The 24,252-nt window shown below is 39.0% G+C and carries 14 protein-coding genes and 1 pseudogene; 14 read left to right on the forward strand and 1 reads right to left on the reverse strand.

Features of this window, described 5'->3' with window-relative positions:
- The first annotated feature begins 603 nt into the window (after positions 1 to 603).
- The 7 genes and pseudogenes from ACT29I_RS23970 (at position 604) to ACT29I_RS24000 (ending at position 8,627) form a co-directional block, all read left to right on the forward strand.
- Entirely contained in the window at positions 604 to 3,765 is a 3,162-nt protein-coding gene (locus ACT29I_RS23970) for a SusC/RagA family TonB-linked outer membrane protein (RefSeq protein WP_444794637.1), read from the forward strand.
- 103 nt (positions 3,766 to 3,868) lie between these two features.
- Positions 3,869 to 5,524 carry a RagB/SusD family nutrient uptake outer membrane protein gene (locus tag ACT29I_RS23975; RefSeq protein ID WP_444794638.1) on the forward strand — a complete coding sequence of 552 codons (1,656 nt, stop codon included), beginning with the start codon at positions 3,869 to 3,871 and terminating at the stop codon, positions 5,522 to 5,524.
- 336 nt (positions 5,525 to 5,860) lie between these two features.
- A complete protein-coding gene (locus tag ACT29I_RS23980; protein ID WP_444794639.1) occupies positions 5,861 to 6,400 on the forward strand; it encodes a glycoside hydrolase family 20 zincin-like fold domain-containing protein in 540 nt (179 codons plus the stop codon).
- 17 nt (positions 6,401 to 6,417) lie between these two features.
- Positions 6,418 to 7,395 carry a family 20 glycosylhydrolase gene (locus tag ACT29I_RS23985; RefSeq protein WP_444794640.1) on the forward strand — a complete coding sequence of 326 codons (978 nt, stop codon included), beginning with the start codon at positions 6,418 to 6,420 and terminating at the stop codon, positions 7,393 to 7,395.
- Between the two features lie 200 nt (positions 7,396 to 7,595).
- Positions 7,596 to 7,769 (forward strand): glycosyl hydrolase family 18 protein, encoded by a 174-nt coding sequence (locus ACT29I_RS23990; protein ID WP_444794660.1) that lies wholly within the window; start codon positions 7,596 to 7,598, stop codon positions 7,767 to 7,769.
- Between the two features lie 87 nt (positions 7,770 to 7,856).
- Positions 7,857 to 8,353: pseudogene (locus ACT29I_RS23995) on the forward strand (family 20 glycosylhydrolase).
- Positions 8,301 to 8,627 (forward strand): hypothetical protein, encoded by a 327-nt coding sequence (locus ACT29I_RS24000; protein ID WP_444794662.1) that lies wholly within the window; start codon positions 8,301 to 8,303, stop codon positions 8,625 to 8,627. The pseudogene ACT29I_RS23995 and the gene ACT29I_RS24000 overlap by 53 nt, the downstream one beginning before the upstream one ends.
- Before the next feature lie 181 nt (positions 8,628 to 8,808).
- On the opposite strand, the gene ACT29I_RS24005 is transcribed toward ACT29I_RS24000, so the two are convergent.
- Entirely contained in the window at positions 8,809 to 10,677 is a 1,869-nt protein-coding gene (locus ACT29I_RS24005) for a LamG-like jellyroll fold domain-containing protein (RefSeq protein WP_444794641.1), read from the reverse strand.
- A gap of 401 nt (positions 10,678 to 11,078) precedes the next feature.
- Here ACT29I_RS24005 and ACT29I_RS24010 point away from each other — a divergent pair, with 401 nt between their 5' ends.
- From ACT29I_RS24010 to ACT29I_RS24040, 7 genes are all read left to right on the forward strand, one after another.
- The gene (locus ACT29I_RS24010; RefSeq protein WP_444794642.1) at positions 11,079 to 13,280 is read left to right on the forward strand and encodes a TonB-dependent receptor; all 2,202 of its coding nucleotides are present in this window, start codon (positions 11,079 to 11,081) and stop codon (positions 13,278 to 13,280) included.
- Positions 13,281 to 13,292: 12 nt separating this feature from the next.
- A complete protein-coding gene (locus ACT29I_RS24015) occupies positions 13,293 to 14,429 on the forward strand; it encodes an ABC transporter permease (protein WP_444794643.1) in 1,137 nt (378 codons plus the stop codon).
- Positions 14,429 to 15,085 (forward strand): ABC transporter ATP-binding protein, encoded by a 657-nt coding sequence (locus tag ACT29I_RS24020; RefSeq protein WP_444794644.1) that lies wholly within the window; start codon positions 14,429 to 14,431, stop codon positions 15,083 to 15,085. The genes ACT29I_RS24015 and ACT29I_RS24020 overlap by 1 nt, the downstream gene beginning before the upstream one ends.
- 8 nt (positions 15,086 to 15,093) lie before the next feature.
- Positions 15,094 to 19,467, forward strand: coding sequence for an outer membrane protein assembly factor BamB family protein (locus ACT29I_RS24025; protein WP_444794645.1), 4,374 nt, complete (start codon positions 15,094 to 15,096; stop codon positions 19,465 to 19,467).
- Positions 19,468 to 19,555: 88 nt separating this feature from the next.
- Positions 19,556 to 20,644 carry a hypothetical protein gene (locus ACT29I_RS24030; RefSeq protein ID WP_444794646.1) on the forward strand — a complete coding sequence of 363 codons (1,089 nt, stop codon included), beginning with the start codon at positions 19,556 to 19,558 and terminating at the stop codon, positions 20,642 to 20,644.
- Positions 20,645 to 20,703: 59 nt separating this feature from the next.
- Positions 20,704 to 21,366, forward strand: coding sequence for a DUF2490 domain-containing protein (locus ACT29I_RS24035; RefSeq protein WP_444794647.1), 663 nt, complete (start codon positions 20,704 to 20,706; stop codon positions 21,364 to 21,366).
- Between the two features lie 444 nt (positions 21,367 to 21,810).
- Positions 21,811 to 24,099, forward strand: a complete 2,289-nt coding sequence (locus tag ACT29I_RS24040; protein WP_444794648.1) for a family 20 glycosylhydrolase — start codon at positions 21,811 to 21,813, stop codon at positions 24,097 to 24,099.
- The last annotated feature ends 153 nt before the right edge of the window (positions 24,100 to 24,252 follow it).

Genomic DNA, 24,252 nt, shown 5'->3' on the forward strand with positions numbered 1-24,252 from the left:
GAGCTTCTTTTATCTTATCTGTATCCATGACATTTTTTTTAAAGATACAAAATAAAACGCTATTTTAAACTATAGCCTTTTTAGTTTCTAAAGGGCAGTAAGGCAGCGTCCTATAGTTTATTGAGTTGTAATGAAAAATGAAAGCTCATTACATTTATTATATTATTAAATGTCGTGTAAATACAATTTTAGGAAAAAGTTGTTAAAAAGTGTCAATCATTGAACTTTTTTATATACTTTTACATCCGAAATTATTTACTAATGGTGATGAGGTTGAAATTTCAACTTATTCACCAATTTATTTTAATGAATTGCTAAAACGTTATAGCGAATCCCATAGTTTGAGATATAATGAAATTGTATTTAAGAAATTAGCAATTTTTTTTAGAAATCATGCTAAAACCTTTTAGTTTATAAAAAAACTAGATTTATGAAGAAAATATATACAAGTACAATTAAAGGTTTGATAGAAGTAGAACATTTTTCTGCTACACGTGCTAAAACGTTTGAGCATATTTAAGTATTAAACTTGGAATTTTTATCAAAATAGTAGATGCATAGGACATCTCAATAATTACTTATTAATCTAAAAATGTGAAAAGGATGAAAGAGAAAACTCGCAATCTGTGGAAAATCGCAAAACCACGATGGTTACAAAAAAGTTTTTTGTTGGCAACAGTATTACTTTTAAATTTTTCTGTTAGTGCTGTGGGGAATACAGAAGAGAGTAATACCGTAGTTGACGGTCAACAACAAAAACTAACCATAACAGGAAAAGTTACCGATAATAACGGAGAATCTCTTCCTGGGGTATCTGTGGTAAAAAAGGGTACAACCCAAGGAGTGATTACCGATATGAATGGGGAGTACAGTATTTCTATTGAGGCTCAGCAAACCTTGGTATTTTCATTTATTGGAATGAAAACACAAGAAATCATTGTAGGTGATAAGTCTGTTGTAAATGTTGTACTTGAGTCAGAGTTAGTTGGCTTGGAGGAAGTAGTGGCCATTGGTTATGGTACAAAAAGAAAGGCTTCTTTATCCGGGGCAGTTGATGTAGTGACAGCAGAGGTTTTGGAGTCAAAACCTGTATCCAACACCTTGTCGGCCATTCAGGGAGTAATGCCAGGTGTTACTATTACACGTTCAGGGGGGCAGCCGGGAGGTGAGGCCTTCGACATTAACATTCGAGGTATGTCATCTGTTAACGGTGGAAATTCACCATTGATTTTAGTTGATGGTAATCCGGCTGAGGATCTGAATACCCTCAATCCACACGATATTGAGTCGATGTCGGTATTGAAGGATGCTTCGGCAGCAATTTATGGTTCCAGAGCGGCAGGAGGTGTTATTTTAATTACAACCAAATCGGGTAAAAAAGGAAAGCCTGTGGTGAAATTTTCGATGAACACCGCTTTTTCGGAACCTTTAAACAAAATTGAATATCCAAATCTTTTGGAATATGCCCACATGCACCAAGAAGGTGATGTTAATAATGGGGTGGCTCCATTTTGGAATGATGAAAGAATTCAAAAGGTAAAGGATGGTGCGGCTCCGGAGAGATTTGAAGGTTATCCTGAATTTCAGTTTTATGAGGGGACTGATTGGTTTGATGAGTTATATGGAAAAGGTCAGCAACAAGATTATAACCTAAGTATTAATGGAGGTGGTGATTATTCAAATTACTATTTCTCGATGGGATATAATAAGAATGATGGTTTGATCGATCAGGCTCCCGATCAGGCAGAACGATTCAATATGAGAATGAATTATTCTTACCAAATATTGGACAATGTTCGTTTGGAAACGAAATTGAACTTCGATAGATTGGCAGTTTCAGAGATATATTATTTGGATCGTGCGCTGGGAGGTATCTCTACGACTCCATTACATTTTCCTGTGAAAACGGAAGGTGGAGAAAACTGGTTTTCTCAATGGGGATATTCAAATCCTGTTGCCATGGCAAGAGATGGTGGTGCGAAAGAAAAATGGACCGATAGGATCTCACCAAACATTAAATTAGACTGGGATATAACCAAGAAATTAAAGTTTGTAACTCAGGCCAGCCTTACTTTTGAAAATTACAATTCAAAACTTCCGATTAAAAACCTACCGTATCATTTTTGGGATGATAAATTTGCTTATTACGAGTGGCGGACATCTCCTAACAATGCGGAATATGGTTTCTCTAAAACCAATCAGAGAAATTTTGTGGCAAACCTGCAATACGATAACATCTTTAACGGTGTTCATAACGTAAGTGTAATGATTGGTGCTACTCACGAAGAGTATGATCATGACTGGTTTAGCGCTTATCGCGATGATTTTGTTTCGGATGAGTTGTTCGCACTGGATCTAGGTAGTAAGAAGAATATGAGTAATGCCGGTGGTGGATATCATTGGGGATTGGAGTCGTTGATTTCACGTATTGGGTATATCTATAAAGATAAATATATTTTAGAAACTAATTTTAGGTATGATGGGTCATCCCGTTTTGCAGAAGATCAAAGATGGACCCTGTTTAAAGGTGCTTCTGTAGCATGGAGGTTGTCAGAAGAAGACTTTATTAAAGATCTTGGAGTATTTGATAACCTGAAACTTCGTGCTTCTTATGGAGAAATGGGTAACCAGTCAGGTATTGGTTTATACGATTATGTGCAAAATATTAATATTGGAGGACAATATCCATTTGGAGATGTTCAAAAAGCACAATCAGCCACCCTTGATGGTATGGTATCTACCGACAGAACATGGGAGACCTTAATTACCCGTAATATTGGTGTGGATGCTACTGTTCTTGATACTAGATTGGATCTTACATTCGACTACTATTACAAAACCAATAAAAACATGTTGCTTGGGGTAACTTTACCTTCGGTATTAGGTGCTGCACCTCCAAAAGCAAACAATGGAGAGTTGGATTCCTGGGGATGGGAACTGAGTCTGGGATGGAAAGACCAGGTAAGTGACTTTAAATATGGTGCCAGAGTTGTGTTGAGTAACAATTACAACAAAATTGTTAATCTTGGTGGAGCCGATAGTTATGAGGCAGGTTGGAACGAATATCGTGAAGGATATCGTGCAAACCAATATTATGGTTATAGATTTGATGGTATCATACAAACCGATGAACAATTAACAGAATACAAGAAGCTTGGTGGAGTACCTAGTAATATTGGAATTGGAGATGCCATGTATGTTGATGTGGATGGCAATGGCAGAATCGACGCCTATAGCGATGAAAGAGAGAACGGTGACCTTGATGTATTAGGTACTACTGATCCACAATATTCTTTCGGTATTAATTTAAATGCAGAATGGAAAGGTTTCGATTTTAGTGCATTCTTCCAGGGAGTTGGAAAACGAACTGTATTTAGAGAAGGAACAGCCAGAGTCCCATTTCACCAACCATGGTATCACCCGGTACGTTTGTATTACAACAATACATGGGCACCGGACAGAACAGATGCCAAGTACCCTAGGATATCGCATAGCAATATCAGATGGTGGAACTACCAGCACTCTTCAAATAATGCTGAAAACGCTGCTTATATTCGCTTAAAGAATGTTCAACTAGGTTATACACTTCCGGAATCTCTTTTGAGCAATATCAAATACCTTCAGAAGGTTAGAGTTTACTTCAGTGGTACAGACCTTTGGGACTATCACAATATGGGTGGTGGATTTGATCCTGAAGACAATTCTTATGGAACAAACTATCCATTTGCGAAGTCTATGTCGTTTGGAGTTGATGTTACATTTTAAAAATTGTTTAGATGAAACGAGCCATGAGAAAAACGTTCTCTCAATGGGAAATGTCAATTGTGGCGAGTTCCATGTGACCATTGAATAACAAATATTTAGACACATGAAATTAAAATATATATTACCAATCGCAGGGATTGTTTTGTTGCTTACTTCCTGCACAAAGGATTTGGATTTGTTTCCAAAGGATCAGGTATCCGATGGTTCATTCTGGAAATCAGCAAAAGATTTTGAAATGGCGGCCAACGCCTTTTATGGTGCTTTACCTGGGCATAGCTATGCCCAGGATACTGAAGCGGAAACAACATTTGGCCAGGGTCCTAACGAATATAGCAATGGTACTTATATGGTACCCGATGAATCCAGTCATTGGAACAATAGTTATGCCGGAATTAGAGGGATTAATTACCTATTGTTGAAAAGCGAAGGTTATGCAAACCCGGATGAAATTTCACGTTGGGTAGGTGAAGCGCATTTTTTTAGGGGCTGGACATATTTTGGCTTATTAAAAAGTTTTGGTGGAGTACCTCTTATTACAAAGGTTTTGGAGCCTGGAAGTGAAGAGCTAAATGCTCCAAGAAATTCCAGAGAGCAAGTTGCTGATTTGATTATTGCCGATTTGCAAGAAGCAATTAAACGTTTGCCAAAACAAGGAGATATAGCTAGTAATGAGTTAGGGAAAATCTCTCAGGAAGCAGCTCAGGCATTTTTAAGTCGCGTGGCACTGTATGAGGGTACCTGGGCCAAGTTCCATGGTGGTACCAAAGCAAATGAACGATTGACTCTAGCTGCTCAGTCTGCTAAAGCAGTAATTGATGGCGGACAATATAGTCTGTTCACGGATCTTGGCACAGATAAGAGCTACCGTAAGCTATTTATTGAAGATGGTGAAGACTGTGGTGAGGTGATTCTTTCCAGAAGATATGTGAAAGACATTAATGGTACTCACAACCGTACTCGTTGGTTGGAACAGAATATCATGAATCCGACCAAAAGTCTTGTGGATGACTATTTGTGTACTGATGGTTTGCCAATTAGTCAATCAGCTTTGTTCCAGGGATATGCTACCATGTCTTCAGAATTTGAAGACAGAGATCCCCGCTTGATGCAAACAGTGTTGAAGCCTGGTGTTGAATATATTGGTGCCAATGCTACTAAAACCACATATGTAAAACCACGACTTGACGGACCAGCAACCCGTACCGGTTACACCAGTTACAAGCACTGGGGCGAGTCTGTAGAATCATGGGCAGGGAATGCTGAGTATGATAATATTCTTATCAGGTTAGGCGAAGTATTATTGATTTACGCTGAAGCTAAATATGAATTGGACGGAAGCATTACTGATGCAGATTTAAATCTGTCAATCAATAAATTGCGTGATCGTGTTGGAATGCCACATTTGACCAATGCATTTGTTACTGCCAATGGCCTGGATATGCAAAATGAGATTCGCAGAGAACGTAAAATTGAGTTGGCATGCGAAGGTTACCGTTTTAACGATTTGATGCGTTGGAAAACTGCGGAAATTGAAATGCCTAAAGCAGTACGAGGAATTAAATTTGTGGGTACTGAGTATGAAACAGTATTTCCTGAAATAACACCCGGAGTACAATATAATGTTGATGCTGATGGATTTATTGTTGCAGAACCAGCATCTGCGCGTACTTTTGATGCTTCAAAACATTATTTAAGACCATTGCCTAAAAAGCAAATAAAGTTGAATCCAAGCTTGGATCAGAATCCTATTTGGGAGTAAGCGATTGGATTACAAACTAATAATTTAACAGCAGGCTGCCTGATGAAATGATTCAGGCAGCCTATTAGGCAGTATTAATTGACTGTTGAGTTTTATGAGTATATCTTAAGAACTTGCTATGAACGAAAATAACCTACAACAGCTAAATCAAATCTCCCTTGATTCTCCTGACAACTTTGAAATAATGTGCCGGAGATATTTATTGTGGTAAAGAATACTAGATACAATCCTTAAAATATTAGGCCGATTTTAGGCTAAGAACAAAGCCTCAACAGAAACCCATAAATTCTGATGAGGTTTTGTTATATCTGATAGAATAACAATAAATTTAGTCATATGTTGAGAATATTTATACTTTGGATAGCCATGATTTCATCGTTATCCCTTTTTGCACAAAACAAAACGAGGATAAACTTAATACCTTACCCACAATCATTAGAGGTAAACAAAGGTCTGCTTACGGTAAAGAATGGAGTAAGCGTTAGAACGGACAATGTTACTGATCAATCACTTTCACACCTTTTTCTTGAACAATTAAAAAATGAAGTAAAAGTTGTTAAATCTGGCACCAAACTGAGATTAGAACTTCTATCGAACGCAAAACAAGAAAAAAAAGAAGAGTGGTATAAATTAATCATCGATCGAAGGGGAATAAAGATTTCGGCTTATACACCTGCTGGATTATTGTATGGAATTTCCACATTGAATCAGATATTTTATCAATCGAGAACTGAAGTTGGTTATCAAATTCCGTTTCTTCAAATTACCGATCAGCCGGCTTATACTTATAGAGGCTTTATGCTCGATTCAAGTCGACACATTCAGTCAGTAGATGGGATCAAAGGTATTCTGGATTTTATGGTAACATTAAACTGAATGTATTTCACTGGCATTTGACCGACGATGAAGGATGGCGCATTGAGAGTAAGAAATTTCCTCGCTTGAATCAAGTAGCATCTTATGTCAATAAGGTAGGGTCTTTTGTTGATGGTAAAGCCCAGGAGTTTAATGGGTATTATACTGTAGAGGATATTCATGAGATCCTGGCTTATGCCAAAGCTCGAAATATTGAGGTGATACCAGAGTTCGATGTTCCAGGTCATAATTGGGCCTTGCTGACGGCTTATCCTGAATTTCGTTGCCCCAATCAACCGGCTGCAAATGCTTTATGTGGAAGCAATGAGGGAGCAATGTTGATGGTAAAAAGCCTGTTCGATGAGATTATTGATATCTTCAATCCAAAGTACATTCATATTGGAGGTGATGAACGAAAAAAAGAATTGTGGAATAATTGTCCGCTGTGTAAAGCGAAAATGGAGCGTCTCGAATTAAAAGACGAGCATTTTTTGCAAAACCATTATTTAAATGAAGTGACAAAACACATCCACACCAAAGGGATTACCACTATTGCCTGGGCTGAACATCTTGATGGTGGAATTCCGGAAGGACAAATTACTCAGGCGTGGCGCTTGAGGAATGAGGCCATATCTGCCATTAAAAAAGGTAATCAGGTTGTTGTTTCCGATAACGGGGAATGCTATTTGGACTATCCTGCCAATGTTGAAGCCAAAAAGACAAAGCCAGATTGGATGCCTGTCTTGTCGAGTAAAAAGGTTTACAATTTTGATTTTACTCCGCCTCAAATTCCTCAGGGGAAAGAGCATTTGGTATTAGGAGGAGAATGTCCCTTGTGGACTGAAGAAATTAAAGAAGCTGATATTTACCCACAAATAGAGGAGCGCATCGAAGCACATGCTGAACGATCGTGGACAGCTAAAGAATTAAAAGATTTTAATAGGTTCCATAAGTGTTATGAGGTATTGTACGATTATTTCAATCACTTTTTCCCAAATCAGAACAGAGGAAATTAAATATTAACCATTAGTTTCTTTAATCAATTTAGATTTGTAATATAAAAATCACGTATGGTAAGAATTATCTCCATTTGGAGGTTAACTAATAAATACCTTTGGGCATTGATGATGTTAATATATTTGCCATATAAATCAAAAACATGTTGATCGAAAACAGTAAAATAGGACATTGGGACCAGCAAGCTTAGGCACCTTTTATATATGATGCTGTTGATTCTGTTTTTATTACCTACGACGATCCTCAAAGCATACGTTTAAAGGCCTCATATGTTCGCAAAAACAAATTAGGGGGCATGATGTTTTGGCAGTTAAGCCAGGACAGTAAAGAATATGATTTGACATGGACAATGTACGAAGCCATTAAATATTAAAAGAATATGTAAATCAAATGTTGGACCAGATGGCCTTGCTTAATAAATATGTTTCATTGACACTTAACCGATGATGCGAGATGGCAGATGGGGATTAAAAAATATCCGTTACTTACCGAAGTTGGGGCATTCAGGAAAGATACAGAAATAGGAACCTGGAGAAACGGGAAGACCTCAGGCAAACCACATGGAGGATTTTATACCCAGGAACAGATCAAGGATATTGTGGCCTATGCTGCTGAAAGAAGCATTACGGTGGTTCCTGAATCTGAAATGCCCGGACATTCCATGGCGGCCATCACAGCTTATTCCTGGTTAGGCACGGCAGGAAAAGTTATAGATGTACCGGTTAAATTTGGGAGGCATTACGATAATTACGATGTGACCAAGCCTGAAGTGGTGAGTTTATCAAAGACGTGCTTTTAGAGATTTTTGAATTGTTTCCTTACAAAGTGATCCATATTGGTGGCGACGAAGTAGGGTGCAAAGTATGGGATGAATCTGAACATGTTAAGAAATATATGAAGGAAAATGGTATCAAAACACCCGATGGTCAACTGGACTATCTCCAGAGCTATGACTGATGCCGGTCTTGAGGATACCTTACGTAAAGTACATCCCAACCCTGTTAAAAATATTGGAGCAACTTGGTTAAGCGTTAATGATGATAAAGGTAAGGTGTCGTTTACGCGAAGAGACCGCATTGATTACCTGTACAGCAAAGGAAAAAATCTGAAAATAAAAGATTCATATTCGGGTGTGGCACCATTTGCACAGGAATTCAATTTTAAAGGAAAAACATATACCAACTTTCCGTCAGATCATGGGTTTGTGGTGACTACTTTTAAACTTGATTGAATATAGTTATGGTTGAGCTTTGTGTTTTTTGTGCCTATTCAAAACAACTGTTATACCAATTTTATTTTAAAATGAAATCATAGGGCCCATCTTGAAATGATTTTTGTATGATTGTTTAATATGTTGAAGAAGGTGCTGTGTTAAATTATAAATCATGCTATATTAAATCTAATTGGCTCTATTATTTATGTTTATCATTAAGTTCCTTTCTGAATTGCTGCGGAGATTTTCCCATAAACTTTTTGAATGCCCTAAAAAAAGTTGATTCCGAATAAAAGCCGCACTGATAGGCCAGGGCACTGTTTTTTATATTGTCATGGTCGTTTTCCTTTAAAAGGTTGACAAATTCTTTTACCCGGAATTCATTGATAAAATCGTTAAAATTGGTTCTGTAATAGTCGTTAAGAATCTTTGAAACCTGGTAATGCGGGATGTCTACTTTAGTGCCTAATGATTTTAAATTAAACTTGGGATCAAGGTATAATTTTTCATTATCAATGCATTCTTTTATTTGGATGGCCTTGTCTTCCAATATTTCAGGATCAATCCATTCCGAAGTATTTTCTTTTGGAGCTAATTGTTTTTTAAGATTTAGTAAACGTTGTTTGTCGATTACGGTAAACTTTCTGACGAACAAAAATATTAAAGCAAATAAAACCAACAGTAAAACAAATTTAAAGTATACCGTTCGAAAAAAGTTTGGCTTGACTTCCATTCTCAGTCGTGTGGAAAGTGCTTTTTCCTGGTCAATAGAGCCCCAGTCAATTTCGATGTTATAAATGCCCGGGGCTAAATTAAAGAGGGAAATATCAGAGTTTTTCGAAAAGCTTGTTTCATACACTTTGTAGGGGCCTGTAATAACAATGTGTCCCGAACGGATATTTTCAGGTGTTTCATTGTTAAGCCTGAAATCAAGTTTTACGTCCCTTACGTCTGTAGGTAAGCTAAGGTAGTTTGAGTTAAGCTGGTTGTCGCTGATTAAGCGGTGTTGTATGTTGTCCTCTTTGTTTATTATGGAGGTAACAACTACCGATAATCCCGTTCTGAAATCATTTATCTCTTTAATATCAGAATAGCTGGTGTAGCCAATTTCCTTGGAGAAAGCTTTTATCCGCATATAAACCATTGACCCCCCTGGAATATTCTCGAATTTGAATTGATTGACAGTGGATTTTTCACTCATAAATATTTTGTTGAAAGCCCGGTCTTTTGATAATTCAATCATGTAATGATCAAAATTGTGCACGCTTTCCGAGCATTCCCAGTTTACCAGAAAGGATGACGGTGTAAGCAATTTGAGTTCAGTTACAACAGGTATAATCATGGCGCCCGACTGGACAAGAGTTTCTTCGTTGGCAGGAATATTAAGACGTCCATCCAGTTTGTATTTAGACAAGTCAGGTACAATAATGCTTCCTTTGTCAAGTTGATCAAAATTGTAGTATCCTATTAATGCATCTTCCTGTTGGTTTATCTTTTTGTTTTTATATTTATTTATATCTGTGGCAGATCGTGCGGTATTCCAAATTCGTACCTCGTCAATTTGTCCATCAAACAGTAAATTTTCATTGAAATCTTTAAAAGCACCAATATGAATGTCTTTGGGTTTAAAATCCCAGTTGATTTGACCTGAGGTCTGTTTGGTATCAATGAGTTCACCATTTAGGTAAAACTTAATAAATCCCCCATCGTAGGTTCCGGCTATGTGCGACCATTGGTTTAGTTCAACATGTGAACCCGGGTTGTAATTCCATTCATCTCCACGCATCGCATCCGTTTTTATCATAAAGCGAAATTGATTGTTGTAGTAGGCAAAGGCAAACCCGGACTCGTTATGTCCGTTATCTGCAATAAAGCTAAAAGGGGCTACCCAGTTTTTAAGAGTGTTGGGTTTTATCCAACACTCAATAGTTACTTGATTAATTGGAAGGTTTATATTGCGTGTATTCACGATGGCATAATGGGGAGCTGTGTTAAAACTGTGGTTCTGTGCAAAATGGTTCGATGTTGCTATGAATAAAACAATTATACTTAATATATGTGTTTTCATACTCCGGGCTTTATGTATTAAATTGTGCCAACTAACATGGATAGACAAAAATGTCTGGTTTTAGTTTATCCAAGTTAGGGAACTAGTGTCAAATCTAACTTTATATACCTTATTAATAATCGTAAAAATACTGTTTTTTCTTCAGCACTACAGTCAAAAAAGTAATTAACGTTGAATTAATAAAATGATTGAAAAATTCTAATGTATAATAAGATAAGAAGATAGTGAGGTCAAAATAAATGACAATACTATTATTGTGAATCAATAGCTCTCAAATTTGTTTGACAGCCATGCTTATTGTTTTAAGTCTATATTAGCATCAACAGATAGTTTATTGTATGCTTTAACGGTACAATAGAGCATGAGTTTTAGTTTGGACAGAAAATAGTAAAATAGAAAAAATGCGAATAATTATTACTTTAATAGGATTCTTAACATTGTCAGTTGTAACATATGCCCAACACATAAAAGGGGTAGTTTTAAATCAACAGCAGCAAGGAATAGCTTCAGTTAATATTATTATAGAATCATTAGGGCAGGGGACAGTCACTGATAGCGATGGAAGTTTTGTGTTGTCGCAAATACCGGAGGGCAACCATACATTAAAAGTTTCGGCTATTGGTTTTGTATCGCAGGAATTACCTTTTACAGTAAAGATAAATGGAAGTGCCGAAGTAAAAATTATACTAAAAAGAAAACAAGAGCATATTGATGCTGTAAATATTTTTGGAAACGGACAGTTACCCGACTTGATTGAACAGCCAACTTTGGAACCCATGTCGGTGCAAACTGCAATTTCAACGGTTACTTTACAGGATATTCAGCGCCAGGGGGCCACAACGGTTATGGATGCTTTAAAATATACAGCTGGAGGTTGGACAGAAACCAGGGGGCGTAAAGTAAAGCAGTTTTTCTCGGTAAGAGGACAGAAATATCCTTATCCAAGCTATTCTGTTAATGGAATATGGCAAAAAGAGTTTACCGAAATACCTTATGTTTTAAGCAGTGGTAATGTGGAGGAAATAAAAATTGTTCGTTCCAGTGCAGCCTTGATAAAAAGCCTGTCGCCATTGGTTGGCGTAATTGATATTACAACGCGAAAATCGGTTAAGGATGAGGTGGACGTGAGCCTTAAATATGGTTCCCTAAATACTTATCAAAGCGAAGTAGGGTACAGTAACGTGCATAATAAAGTGTCGTACTCTGCAAGGGTAGGAAGTTTTGGAACCGACGGACCGGATGGGCGGAATGGTGCTGAACGTTTATGGAATGTCAAAGGGGATTTTAACTGGAATATAAATGAACGCCTGGACTGGTCGTTTAATGTGATGTATCTGACAGGACGACGTAGCTTGGTTCAGCCAGTAGAACCTGCTGCTGCCAAGTTGATGAATGCAAAGGAAGAATATGACCCGATTAAAACCTTGATGGTGAGTTCCAAATTGAAATTCAGGAAAAGCGACCAGCTTACCAGTGAACTGGATATCTGTTTTGCCCATCGGAACTCAACTTACAAAAATAATAACCTGGCAAACGGAACTGTTTCGGAATACGATGAAAAGGATTTTGAACTGACGGTGAATCAACTGAACGCGTTGAAAATTAGCACTAACAATACTTTGCGTTTTGGTGCACTTTACAACTATTGGGAGTCCCCCGAAGGTAAGCGTTTTTACTATGGTAACACCGCCCGGGTTCATACCATATCCGGAATGGTTGCCGACCAACATCAGTTCGGGCGGTTGATGGTAGATGGTGGTTTCAGGTTAACGGGTGAGTATTTTGACAAATGGGGGGGATTTGGAATTGAAGGAAGTGGAGGTAAGTTTAAGAATGTAGAATCGATACAAGAAGAATGGCAGGCACCTGTTTGGAATGCAACAGCGGGAGTATCGTATTTGTTTGAGAATAAGGATAAACTAAACTGGTCCATGGCAGCGGGCATCGTAACGCCAAGGAAGGGTGCATTGACTGATTCAGGGGATAAGCCGAAGAATGAAAACCGTGTCAATATCGATTTGGGATATGAAAAACAGATTGGCAAAGAAGGGAAGATTGCAGTAACGGCCTTTGGTGTGAGTCGTGCAAATGCCATAAGTTATAGCGGAGGTACTGTTGATATTGATAATGGAGTTATCATGGAATTGTATAAAAATTCTGAAAAAAGAAATTATGGGGTAGAGCTGGAGTTAAAGTCCCCTGAACTATTTAACGCGATTACCATGTTTACAAACCTTACTTATTTAAAAGGTGAAGAAAAGAAGGGTGATGACTGGGAAAAAGATGAGGAGATGCCCAACTGGGTTTTTAATGCCGGGGTTAATTATATAAAAAACAGATTCGATGCCAATGTCTTTGTTCATCATATCAGTGCCTATGAGAACGATCGTTTTGTAAGTAAGACTTATATTAACGAGCATGGTAAAGCGCCATTGGGAGATTTTATGTCGATGGATATGAATGCAGGCTATTTGTTAAAGCAAGAATATGGGTTGCGGTTTTTTGGAGAGGTGAAAAACCTATTTGATAAGGACTTTCAGACAGTGGCAGGATATCCCGATTATGGCAGGATATTTTCTTTGGGAGTTAATATGAAGTTTTAAAAGAATGTGCAGATGCAGTTTTTAAAAGAAATTAAACATAGGAAAGGCAATTTTCTGTTAACTGTTATGGCTGTTTCGGTGGCAGTAGCCCTGGTGGTTGTTTTTGTTACAATGACCAAGGCCTCGCAAAACGAAACGAGGCGTTTGACCAGGGATATGGGTTTTAATTTAAGGATTGTTCCCGGACAAACGGATATGAACCATTTTTGGGTTTCGGGATATTCCAATATGACTATGTCCGGCAAAAATGTAGATAAATTGGTTGACGCAAAAGCCATTTACTATGCCCACCTGACTGCAACTCTGCATAAAAAAATTATTTGGCGCGACCATGATGTCGTGTTAACGGGTATATCTTCTGATGAAAAAGAACCCAAAGGAAGTATAAAATCGAAAATGATATTTGGGATTGCCCCGGATAAGGTTTATGTGGGATACGAAATTGCTAAGTCATTGGAAATTGCCGAAGGAGATCAAATAAACGTATTAGGAAAACTGTTCCAGGTGCAAAAAGTGTTGGCCGAGGTAGGTAGCGAGGATGATATACATCTTTATTTCGATTTGCCCACACTTCAGAAGTTATTAAAAATGGAAGGGCGAATCAACGAGATAATGGCTTTAAATTGTTTGTGTTCAACAGGCGGTGACGACCCTTTGGAGGCGTTGCGTACGCAGTTGATAAAAATACTGCCTGATACTAAGGTAATCATGAACCGTACTATTGCAGTGGCTCGCGAAAGACAGCGTAAAATGGTAAATGCCTACTTTGCCTGGATATTGCCACTTGTAATTATTATATGCGCATTTTGGGTTGGAGGAATGACTCTGCTTAACACCATGCACCGGCGTCATGAAATAGGTACGTTAAGGGCAATAGGTATGGGCGCAGGAGCAATCACGAATTTATTTATCCAAAGAGCCCTGTTGGCAGGATTTATTGGCGCCTTAATTGGTTTTTCGGCAGGAACCATTTTGTCTTTGACCTATGGGCCGGATATATTCAAGGTGACAGCGAAAGCCATAAAGCCCCTTTATTATTTGTTATGGTGGTCCTTTGTATTGGCACCGTTTTTTTCGGTAATCGCATCAATGATTCCAATTGTTCATGCCACAGGTTTGCAACCTGCTAACATTTTAAAGGAAGAATAATGATAGTAGTAGATAAACTGGATAAAATATTTAAGACGGGGAAAAAAGAGGTGTGGGCTCTCGACAAAGTGAGTATCCGTGTTGTTAAAGGGAGTTATAGCCTGATAAAGGGACCGAGTGGTTGTGGTAAATCAAGTTTGCTGTTTACCATTGGAGGCTTGCTAAAACCCGATGCTGGACTTGTACTGATTGAGGGTGACGATTTATACGGGATTGCAGAAAGCAAAAACCGGAATTTAAGATCCCGAAGAATTGGCTTTGTGTTTCAGACGAATTATCTGATTCCCTATTTGACAGTATTCGAAAATATCAGAATCGTTAATAAAGTAAAAGGAATACAAGTTACAGATGAGGCAATATTATCCATGGCGGAAGGTCTGAACCTGACTCATCGCTTGCATCATAAGCCTTGCGAATTGTCGGTGGGTGAAAAGCAACGTGTGGGGCTGGCCCGTGCTATGATAATTCAACCGGACATCATTTTAGCCGATGAACCTACAGGTAACCTCGATCCTGTAAATACGCGACAGGTGTTGCAGTATTTACATGAATTCAGGGAAAAAGGCGGAACAGTACTGATGGTTACCCATGGTGCCGAGGCAGATGAATATGCCGACAGAATTATATATATGGAAGAAGGAAAAGTAATATCTTAAAATATTGGATGATGAAAGTGAAATGTGTCTTAATGTTGGTGGTAATTGCCATTATTATGGGGGCTTGCAGTAAGCCGGAAGCAGGTGTTAACGATTGGCCCCAGTTTAAGAAAGATAATTTCAGAAGTGGTGTGGCTGCAATTGATTTAGACCTTAAAACATTGGATGAGGTATGGAGCTACAAGGCGCCGCATCAACCGGAACCGGCATGGTATGGCCCGGCTAAAGAAGATGCCTATGCCCGAAGTGGCCCCTTGCCCTCGATGCGTGATTACGATCATGCCTACTACCCCATAATTGTTGGTGAGTCAATGTATTATAGCTCGTCGGGCGATGATGCGGTTCATTGTATCGACACCCAAACAGGAAACGAAAAATGGGCGTTTACAACAGGCGGTCCGGTTCGTATCGCTCCAACATATTTTAAAGGATACCTTTACTTTGGCTCCGATGATGGTTTTGTATATTGCATCAATGCTTTTAATGCGAAATTAAAATGGATGTTTTCTCCTGGAAACAAGGAGGCGAGGAAAGTACTGAACAACGGACGTCTTATTTCGTATTGGCCCATTAGGACCGGGGTGCTTATTGAAGATGGGATTGCGTATTTCGGAGCCTCGCTATTACCCTGGAAGAAGAGTTATATTTGCGCAGTGGATGCCGGCAATGGTTCGGTGTCGTCGGCAGGTTGCTATGTGAAGGAGGTAAACGACATGACTCTGGAGGGGGCAATGGCTTCAACGGGTAAATTGCTGATACAACCACAAGGAAGGATAGCCCCTGCTTTTATCAGTAAAGCCAGTGGAGAAAAAAAAGGACAACTGCCCGGTACGGGTGGGTGCTTCGTGTTGATAACGCCCGAAAAACATGTGGTTCATCCTAAGTCGTCAAGAGCCAAATCGATACAGGAGTATGTGGATGATAAGCAGCCCGACTATCTCACTTTTAATGGAGGAAAAGAGATGGTTATTAAAGGGGATACCAGTTATATCATCAATGATAACGGCGTATCGGCATTTCATCGAAAAACAAAAAAAACACTTTGGGTAAGAAGAAATTATGAAGCCCACAAGGTATTGCAGAGTGGAAATGCCCTGTATCTGGGTTGTGCCGATTCTGTGTTTGCCTTAAGCTTAACCAATGGATTGCCCCTGTGGAAACACAAAGTAAATGGGGTGGTGCAGGCCTTGTCCATAGCTAATGACGCGCTTTACGTATCTACAAACGAAGGTTATATCAGTTGTTTTAAGGCTGGGGGGAAAGCAAATGTCTTGTACAATTTGAATTTGAATAAAGAAGCTGTAGTTGAAAGTATCGAAAAAATTAAAAATATTGATATCCTGGAGAAAAATCTAAAACTATTCCTGGGACCTGAAATTACTGCTTTGTCTCATGATTCTGTCAGGTTAAGCTTTCAAACAAAAAATACCAAGGCTTTCAGCTTGAACTGGATGTCGGGAAGTGGAGACACTTTAAAGCACAACTTCCCTGTGGGAAAAGAACACCAAATCGTTATTCCGGTTCGTAAAGGTCATAAATATGCTTATCAACTCATCAGTAAGGATGGAACAACCGGTTATTACGAATACGATAATTTTCTGAATTTTAAGAGGGAACCTGTTGTATTCGGCAAAAGCCTGACAGATAATACCCGGTATATAGATTTGTTTAAACAATTAAAAGATAAGTATAACCTGAACGAAGGCTTAGCTTATGTTTTGTCGAATTCGAATTCAGATATACCTGTGGCAGTAGCCAATAACCTCAATATGGATGTGATTGTTTTGAGCGATGATGACGATGTGGTGGAAGACCTCAGGTCAAGCTGGCAGAATCAAGGCATCTATAGTCGAAAAATCAATATTCAGCATGTTGAACAGATGAGCCGTATTCCGGTTTCTTCCGATATGGCCAACCTGGTTTGGGGGGAAGATGTTCACAAATCAAATGCCGATGAGATAATACGTTTGATAGCGCCAAGGGGTATCGCTTTTATTGCGGATACGAACAAGAAATGGCTGAAGGATGCTAATCTTTCGTGGCAGGTAGATGTTGAAGAGTTTAAAAACGGCCTGGTGTTGATAAAGCATCCTTTTGAACAGGAAGGAACATGGACCCACCAGTATGGGAGTTCAAACAATTCAGCCTTTGGCGGAGAAAGTTTCTGGGGGTCTACACGTTCCGAGGATTTTGACATCCAATGGATGGGGCGTCCGGGTCCCCGTTTCCAGACCGACCGTAATGGGCGAAAACCGTCTCCACTGGCAGTTAATGGCCGTATGTTTGTACAGGGTAACCAGCGTATAGTGGCACTTAATGTATACAATGGAAGTATCTTGTGGTGGAAGGTTATGCCCGGGGTACGCCGGATGAATATGCATCGTGACTGTTCCAATTGGGCGGCTGATGATTCGCATGTTTATGTGGTAAAAGATAATAAATTATTGCAACTGGATGGAGGAACCGGGCAACTTGCCTCTTATTTTGAGGTGGATGAGCAAAATTCGGATTGGGGCTATGTTGGATTACTGGATAATGCAGTGATTGGTAGCCGGATTCCAAAGGGGACTAATTATACCGTTTTTCATGGTGGTGGCGGCGACGGCTGGTACGATGCGCAAAAAGGTGAAATAACACATAAAGTGGTGAGCCAGGAATTGTTTGCCCTTGCAAAGGAAGGACAAGCGGATGTGTGGAGGTACAAGCCTGAAGGATATATAATTAATTCAACCATTACATTAGAAGGTAGTGATGTTTGCTTTGTCGAAACTGCACAGAAAAAGCTATCATCCGACAAAAGAGGTGGGGATAATATTTTTGACCGTATTTATCTGGTTCGTTTGAACGCAGAAAACGGGAAAGTAATATGGAAGCACCGTGTATCGCATCATCCCGGTATCGCGATGTATTCCATGGCATCGTCAAGCGATAAAATGGTAGTGGTATCTTCCCACAACGGTAAATATATGATTTATACCTATAGGATGTCGGATGGGAAACTTCTTTGGAAAAAGGAACAGTGGTGGTTTCATGGAGACCACGGTGCACACTTTTCGCGTCCGGCTATAGTGGATAACCGGCTTATTGTTAAGCCAGAGCAGTATAACATGGAAACTGGGGAGAATATTGCCTATAACGTTCCTAAGTCAGGGCATGGGTGTGCCACTTACGCTTTGACCGAACAAGCTATTTTTTATCGCGGCGGAAGTGTATCGCAGTTTAATTTTGATACCCGCGAGTTCTCCCGTTGGGAGAGGTTACGTCCCGATTGTTGGTTAAGTACTATTCCTGCCCAGGGCATGGTGCTTTCTCCTGAAGGAGGTGGTGGTTGCAGTTGTGGTAACTGGCTGGAGACTTCTATGGTTTTGGCTCCAAAATCGCGTGCTCCCCTTACCATACGTACTGTTGGTGATAAACCTGATTATAAACAAGAAACATACGGAAATTATACGCAGCGTTATCAACCTAACGAATTTGCCGATTCTTTAGAGGTGGAATTGTTGGTAAAGCCGGGACTGAAAGCACGCATGTATTATACCCTGGACGGATCCCAACCAAATAAATCGAGTGTAGAATATACGGGTTCATTCACTATCACCCTAACAACAAACCTCCGAGTAGCATTATACACCGAAATGAGAGGTGTAGAGAGAAGGTATGAAAGAAAGCGCTTATTTAATCGTTTGCGTCCGGTACCTCATATTGAACCACAGCGTACTATAGCCAATGGTTCCATGGAAGTACGTTTTATTAAAGGAGGTGCTACGGGAAGTGTTTATTATACCACTGACGGTAGCGAACCGGATAGCAATTCTTTAAACGGCAACAAAAATCTTGTTATTAAGGGAAAAACAAAAGTGAAGGCCTGCACAATCTGGAGAGAAGATGGTGTTGAGTATAAAAGTGAGGTGGTTATGGAAGAGTTGGAGGTGCCCGAATTAAAGGCGGCTGTTGAGGTAACACCCCAACAAGGTGTTGCTTATGATTATTACGAAGGAACTTGGAAGGGAATACCTGACCTGGAAAGCATCAAACCAGATAAGAGTAGTTTTGTGAAAGAGTTTGGTTTAGAGATGAGAAAGCGCGATGAAAATTATGGGATTCGTTTTAAGGGGTATTTTTCTGTTCCGGCAGATGGCGTTTATACAATTTATACGAGTACCGATGATGGAAATTTCTTGTTTTTACACGATGAAATGGTGATAGATAATGGTGGCAGTCACAGTGAACGGGAACGATCCTTTAATATAGGATTAAAGAAAGGCAAGCATCCGTTTTCTTTGTTGTATTACCAGGGAGGTGGTGGACAGGTTCTTAAAGTAAGTATCGAAGGACCAGGTATGGAGAAGCAAGCGGTATCTGCCCAAATGCTTTGTCATTGATTGGTGCGTCTTGTGTGACTACTTAAAAAACGGAGATTATCGTGTGTAAATGAGTCCTTTTCTAATTCTTGATTTGAATAATAAAGGTATGTATAAAACAATTGTGCTAATTTTTCTGACAGGTCTGCTTTCGTGTTACAAAGGGCAGGCCTGCCGTTTTACGGTTCGGGAAATTGGTTTTTCTACTTTATCGCAAGACATATATTCTCTTGTGGTATTGGATGATAAAGCTGACCCGGAAGATGAGTATTGGAGCATATTGCGCAAAAAATGCCGGGAGGCAAATGTCAGGCTGGTATTGTTGCATCCTGAATCAGACCATTCTCACCCGATGACCTCAAAATTAAAAGAATTAAAACCTGGCATGCCGGTTCATGCAATTGTTGCTCCCAACGGTAGAAGTTTAATATTTGATGATACAAAGGATATTGAAACAATTGTGAACGAAGTTTTGGATTCACCCATAAGGAAAAGACTCCGGCAAACATGTTCTTCCTCTTTTTCGGTTGTGCTTTGGACGGTAGAGGAAGATAATAAGTTGAATAAACAAGTGAAGACTAAAGTGCAACAGGCATGTGAACAGATTGAGAACCTGATGCCGCACATGCCTAAAATAGTTGAGCAAGGGCCGGTAGTACTTCGTCTTGAGCCTGGGGATTGGCAAAGGGAAAGGGTGCTGTTGTGGTCGCTTGGACTGGATAAATGGCCTCAAAACCCCAAGGCTATAGTCCTCTATGGCCGGGGCAGGATAATGGGAGATTGGATAGACAGTAATGGTATTCTGGAAGAGGGGGTGTTTAAACATATGTCGCTGATTGGGGCGGATTGTGAGTGTGGTTTGGATCGCAAATGGATGCTTGGGTCACAGGTGCCATTGTTGTGGCCCGAATCAACACAGCAAGAGTTGACTGATGAACTCGGGTTTGATGTGGATAACCCGATGATATTGGCCGAGATGAGTCGCATCATGGCAAAAGAAACTGAAGGAAATGGGGGAACAGGGATAGGTTTTGGCCCGGAAAAGATTGACCTGAATGAATTGTTGGGTGATGAGGAAGAACTGAAGGAACAGGAACAAACAGAAGAGCCGGTCTGGTTAAGTTTAATATATGTGTTAAGTGCATTAATTGTTTTTGTAAGTATTGTTTCACTGATAATATATATAAAAAGAAAATAAGGTATACGGGACTTGTAAAATGAAACAAGTTTTCGTTGGATATCTATTGAAATTGAGGTATGAATAATAATTCAGTAAAACTGCTTAAATATATTGGGTGCTTAATATTTATCTTGTGGTCGGGTAAGGTGTTCGCATCCGACCGTTTTGAGGATTCTCATGAAATATGGCAAGAACTAAATATATATCATAAAATAAGTACAAAATTTACAGCTAACCTCCTGTATAATAATATGTACAATAGTAGTAGTGGTAATGGTGATTGGTTTTTGCAACCCGGTTTAAAGTATAATGTATCGCAGAAAATTACCCTGGAGGCGATATTTAGAAAAGAGTTTTTTAAAGAAGGGGATAAGTGGACTTATGAAAACAGGTCAATGCTTAGGGTCGGGGGAAGCACTAAAATAGGTCAATGGAGTTTCAGGAACAGACATCGCATCGAGTTTAGATATTTTGAAAATTTCCCAATGAAATCCAGGTATCGGACAGACCTTAAAATAAAACCGGAATGGAGTCTTTCAACAATGCAATTGACACCTTACTTCCTGGAAGAAATATTTGTTAGTGGTAATCAAATTTCAAGGATCCGGAGCTATTTTGGTATTCAGGGCGAGAAAGGTAGATGGGAACCAGCTTGGTATTTAATGATACAATCTAATAGAGATAAGAATAGTTTTACGCATATGTTTGTTTTTGGTATAAGCCTGGGATACCGTTTGTAAATATTCAGCTGCTAGTTATTTCGATTAAAAAACGAAAAAACCGTAGGAAATGTATACATCAGTTTAATAATACTGACGAGAGTGAATTTATTAAAGCAAACTATAATTATAGTCCGTGACTCATTAGCCTTTTTTGAATATTGTTAGGCGAATAACTGTTTTTGGTTTTGAAACTAAAAAATACCTCAGAATGGGCAGATATATTTTTGTTGTGCTTCGGTATTATTCTATTGTTCGATGAAAAATGTCACTACATTTTTTGTGTGGTAGAGAATTGTATGTCTAGGAACGCATTAATAAAAGGCTGTGGATAAATTCAAAGGAATAATGTATAAAATCAATAGTACACTTCTAGCTTCATGCTCAAATTTGTTGTTGCTAATAATGAATTGAATGTGAAATGAAAATCAAATTGAAACAAGATATAATTTAAAAAAGAAAATCATGAAAATATTTAAAAATGTAATCCTCGGATTATTAACTCTGTTTGCTTTTGTAGCATGTACAGAGAAAAAACAAAGGTCGCAGGAATTGGCAATTGTTCCTCAACCTAATGAAATAGTGAAACAGGATGGTTTTTTTTCGCTTACCTCAAACACCACTTTTGTGGTGCCAGATAATGATAATTTAAAAGCAGCAGCAGAATTAATTAATTCGAGATTTAAAAATGCGGCCGGATTTAAGTTGGATGTTACATTAGATAAACCTTCCAAAAATTTTATTGCCATTGAACTCAATACTAATTCTGGTCTGGGCAAAGAAGAGTATACTTTGGATGTCACATCTAAAGGTGCAACAGTTAATGCTTCTACCGAGCGTGGTGCGTTTTATGGTTTAATGACTATCCTTCAACTATTGCCCCCTGAGATAGAAAGTACTTCTGTTGTTAACGGTATGGATTGGTATATGCCGTGTGTTAAAATTACAGACGGCCCCCGTTTTGTATGGAGAGGGATGCACCTGGATGTATGTCGTCATTTTGTTCCAGTCGAGTTTATCAAAAAGCAGCTGGATGTGATGGCTTTGTTCAAGATGAATACTTTCCATTGGCACCTTACTGAAGATCAGGGATGGCGTATCGAAATTAAAAAATATCCTAAACTTACAGTGGAAGGTGCTATTCGTACCGAAGGCGAAGGAAACAAATATGGAGGCTTTTATACTCAGGAAGAGGTGAAAGAGATTGTTGCTTATGCAAAAAAACGTTTTATTAATGTTGTGCCCGAAATTGAACTGCCGGGTCACTCTTTGGGTGCTATTACAGCGTATCCAGACTTGTCATGTACTGGTGGCCCTTTCAAAATCCGTAATATTTGGGGTGTTGAACCAGATGTATATTGTGCGGGTAAAGAAGAAGTTTTCTCATTCCTTGAAGATGTGATTAATGAAGTTATTCCTTTATTTCCTTACGAATATTTTCATATTGGAGGAGATGAGTCGCCAAAAGACCGTTGGAAAAAATGTCCGGATTGTCAGGGTAGAATCAAAAAAGAAGGTCTGGCAGATGAGCACGAACTTCAAAGTTATTTTATAAAGCGAATCGAAAAATTACTGCTTGCACATGATAAAAAGATGATTGGCTGGGACGAAATTCTGGAAGGCGGATTGGCCGAATCTGCTGCTGTTATGTCGTGGCGTGGTGAAAAAGGTGGTATTGAGGCTGCTGAACAAGGTCATGATGTTGTTATGACTCCTGGAAACTGGGTATACCTGGATCACTATCAGGGTAGTAATAAGGTGGAACCTGTTGCAATTGGAGGATATACTACTTTGGAAGAATCGTATGGATACGACCCGGTGCCTAAAGATTTAGAGGCAGAAAAAGCAAAACATATATTAGGAACACAGGGAAATGTTTGGTCGGAATATATGTATACCCCGGAATTATTTGAATACCGTATTTACCCACGTATTATCGCTTTGGCCGAGGTAGGTTGGACGCATAAGGAAAATAAAAACTTTGATGATTTTGTGAAACGCATGGACAATCAGTTTGTACGACTCGATTTGCACAATATTAATTACCATATTCCACTACCAGAAGGCCCAATTGATTTGGTAGCGTTTACCGATAAAGCAACATTAGCGTTTACTGCAACTCGCCCAATTAAAATGGTTTATACGATTGACGGTAGCGAGCCTAACAGAGATTCAAATGTGTATAGTACACCACTTTCTTTTACTGAAAATACAACAGTGAAAATTCGTTCCGTATTAAAATCAGGAAAAATGAGTACTGTACGCACCATTAAAGTTGAGAAACAAACTTATCGTACTGCAGAGGATGTGAAAACAATTAAAAAGGGTCTGAAAATGCGTGAGGCTGAAGGTACTTTTATAAACGTATCAGATCTCAATAAGGCTAAAGATTGGAAAGAATCCGTATTGAACAAGAAGAAGTTTGGAGGTATGTTCGATATGAAGAAACCATCAGCAGCTATATTAACAGGGTTCATTGACATTGATGAAGATGCAGTATATGAGTTCAGTACCAATGTTGATCAGTTTTTTATCGGAGACGAGCTGTTGATTAATAATGACGGTGAGGTTAAACGTTTTTCAAGAAACAATACAAGTATTGCACTTGCTAAAGGAAAACACCCGGTAAAAATTGTGTTTTTAAACAATATTGTTGGAGGATGGCCACAGGCATGGAATGGACCTTCTGTTAGTTTTAAAAAAGCAGGTGATAAAAAGTTTACTACCTTAAGTACTGACAAGTATTCCTTTTAAAATTTTAAAGGATTACCAATCGTGAGTTGTTACCGGCCAGGCCGTCTGCCTTTTGCAGACAGGGAGCACATAATTGGGCACGCAAAGCTTTGACAATCATTTGCGATATTATTAGTTCTTCCCTTTCCTGTAGGCAGACGGGAGGGGGAAGTA

Origin of the sequence: Saccharicrinis sp. GN24d3 (genome assembly GCF_052400645.1) — a bacterium.
Lineage (GTDB): Bacteria > Bacteroidota > Bacteroidia > Bacteroidales > Marinilabiliaceae > Saccharicrinis.

Bases quoted from the DNA above. Each gene is read 5' to 3' on its own strand.
- ACT29I_RS24025 (WP_444794645.1), top strand. From the start codon at position 15,094: ATGATGAAAGTGAAATGTGTCTTAATGTTGGTGGTAATTGCCATTATT.
- ACT29I_RS24015 (WP_444794643.1), top strand. From the start codon at position 13,293: ATGCAGTTTTTAAAAGAAATTAAACATAGGAAAGGCAATTTTCTGTTA.
- ACT29I_RS23980 (WP_444794639.1), top strand. From the start codon at position 5,861: ATGTTGAGAATATTTATACTTTGGATAGCCATGATTTCATCGTTATCC.
- ACT29I_RS24000 (WP_444794662.1), top strand. From the start codon at position 8,301: ATGGTATCAAAACACCCGATGGTCAACTGGACTATCTCCAGAGCTATG.
- ACT29I_RS23970 (WP_444794637.1), top strand. From the start codon at position 604: ATGAAAGAGAAAACTCGCAATCTGTGGAAAATCGCAAAACCACGATGG.
- ACT29I_RS24035 (WP_444794647.1), top strand. From the start codon at position 20,704: ATGAATAATAATTCAGTAAAACTGCTTAAATATATTGGGTGCTTAATA.
- ACT29I_RS24010 (WP_444794642.1), top strand. From the start codon at position 11,079: ATGCGAATAATTATTACTTTAATAGGATTCTTAACATTGTCAGTTGTA.
- ACT29I_RS24030 (WP_444794646.1), top strand. From the start codon at position 19,556: ATGTATAAAACAATTGTGCTAATTTTTCTGACAGGTCTGCTTTCGTGT.
- ACT29I_RS24020 (WP_444794644.1), top strand. From the start codon at position 14,429: ATGATAGTAGTAGATAAACTGGATAAAATATTTAAGACGGGGAAAAAA.
- ACT29I_RS24040 (WP_444794648.1), top strand. From the start codon at position 21,811: ATGAAAATATTTAAAAATGTAATCCTCGGATTATTAACTCTGTTTGCT.
- ACT29I_RS23975 (WP_444794638.1), top strand. From the start codon at position 3,869: ATGAAATTAAAATATATATTACCAATCGCAGGGATTGTTTTGTTGCTT.
- ACT29I_RS24005 (WP_444794641.1), bottom strand. From the start codon at position 10,677: ATGAAAACACATATATTAAGTATAATTGTTTTATTCATAGCAACATCG.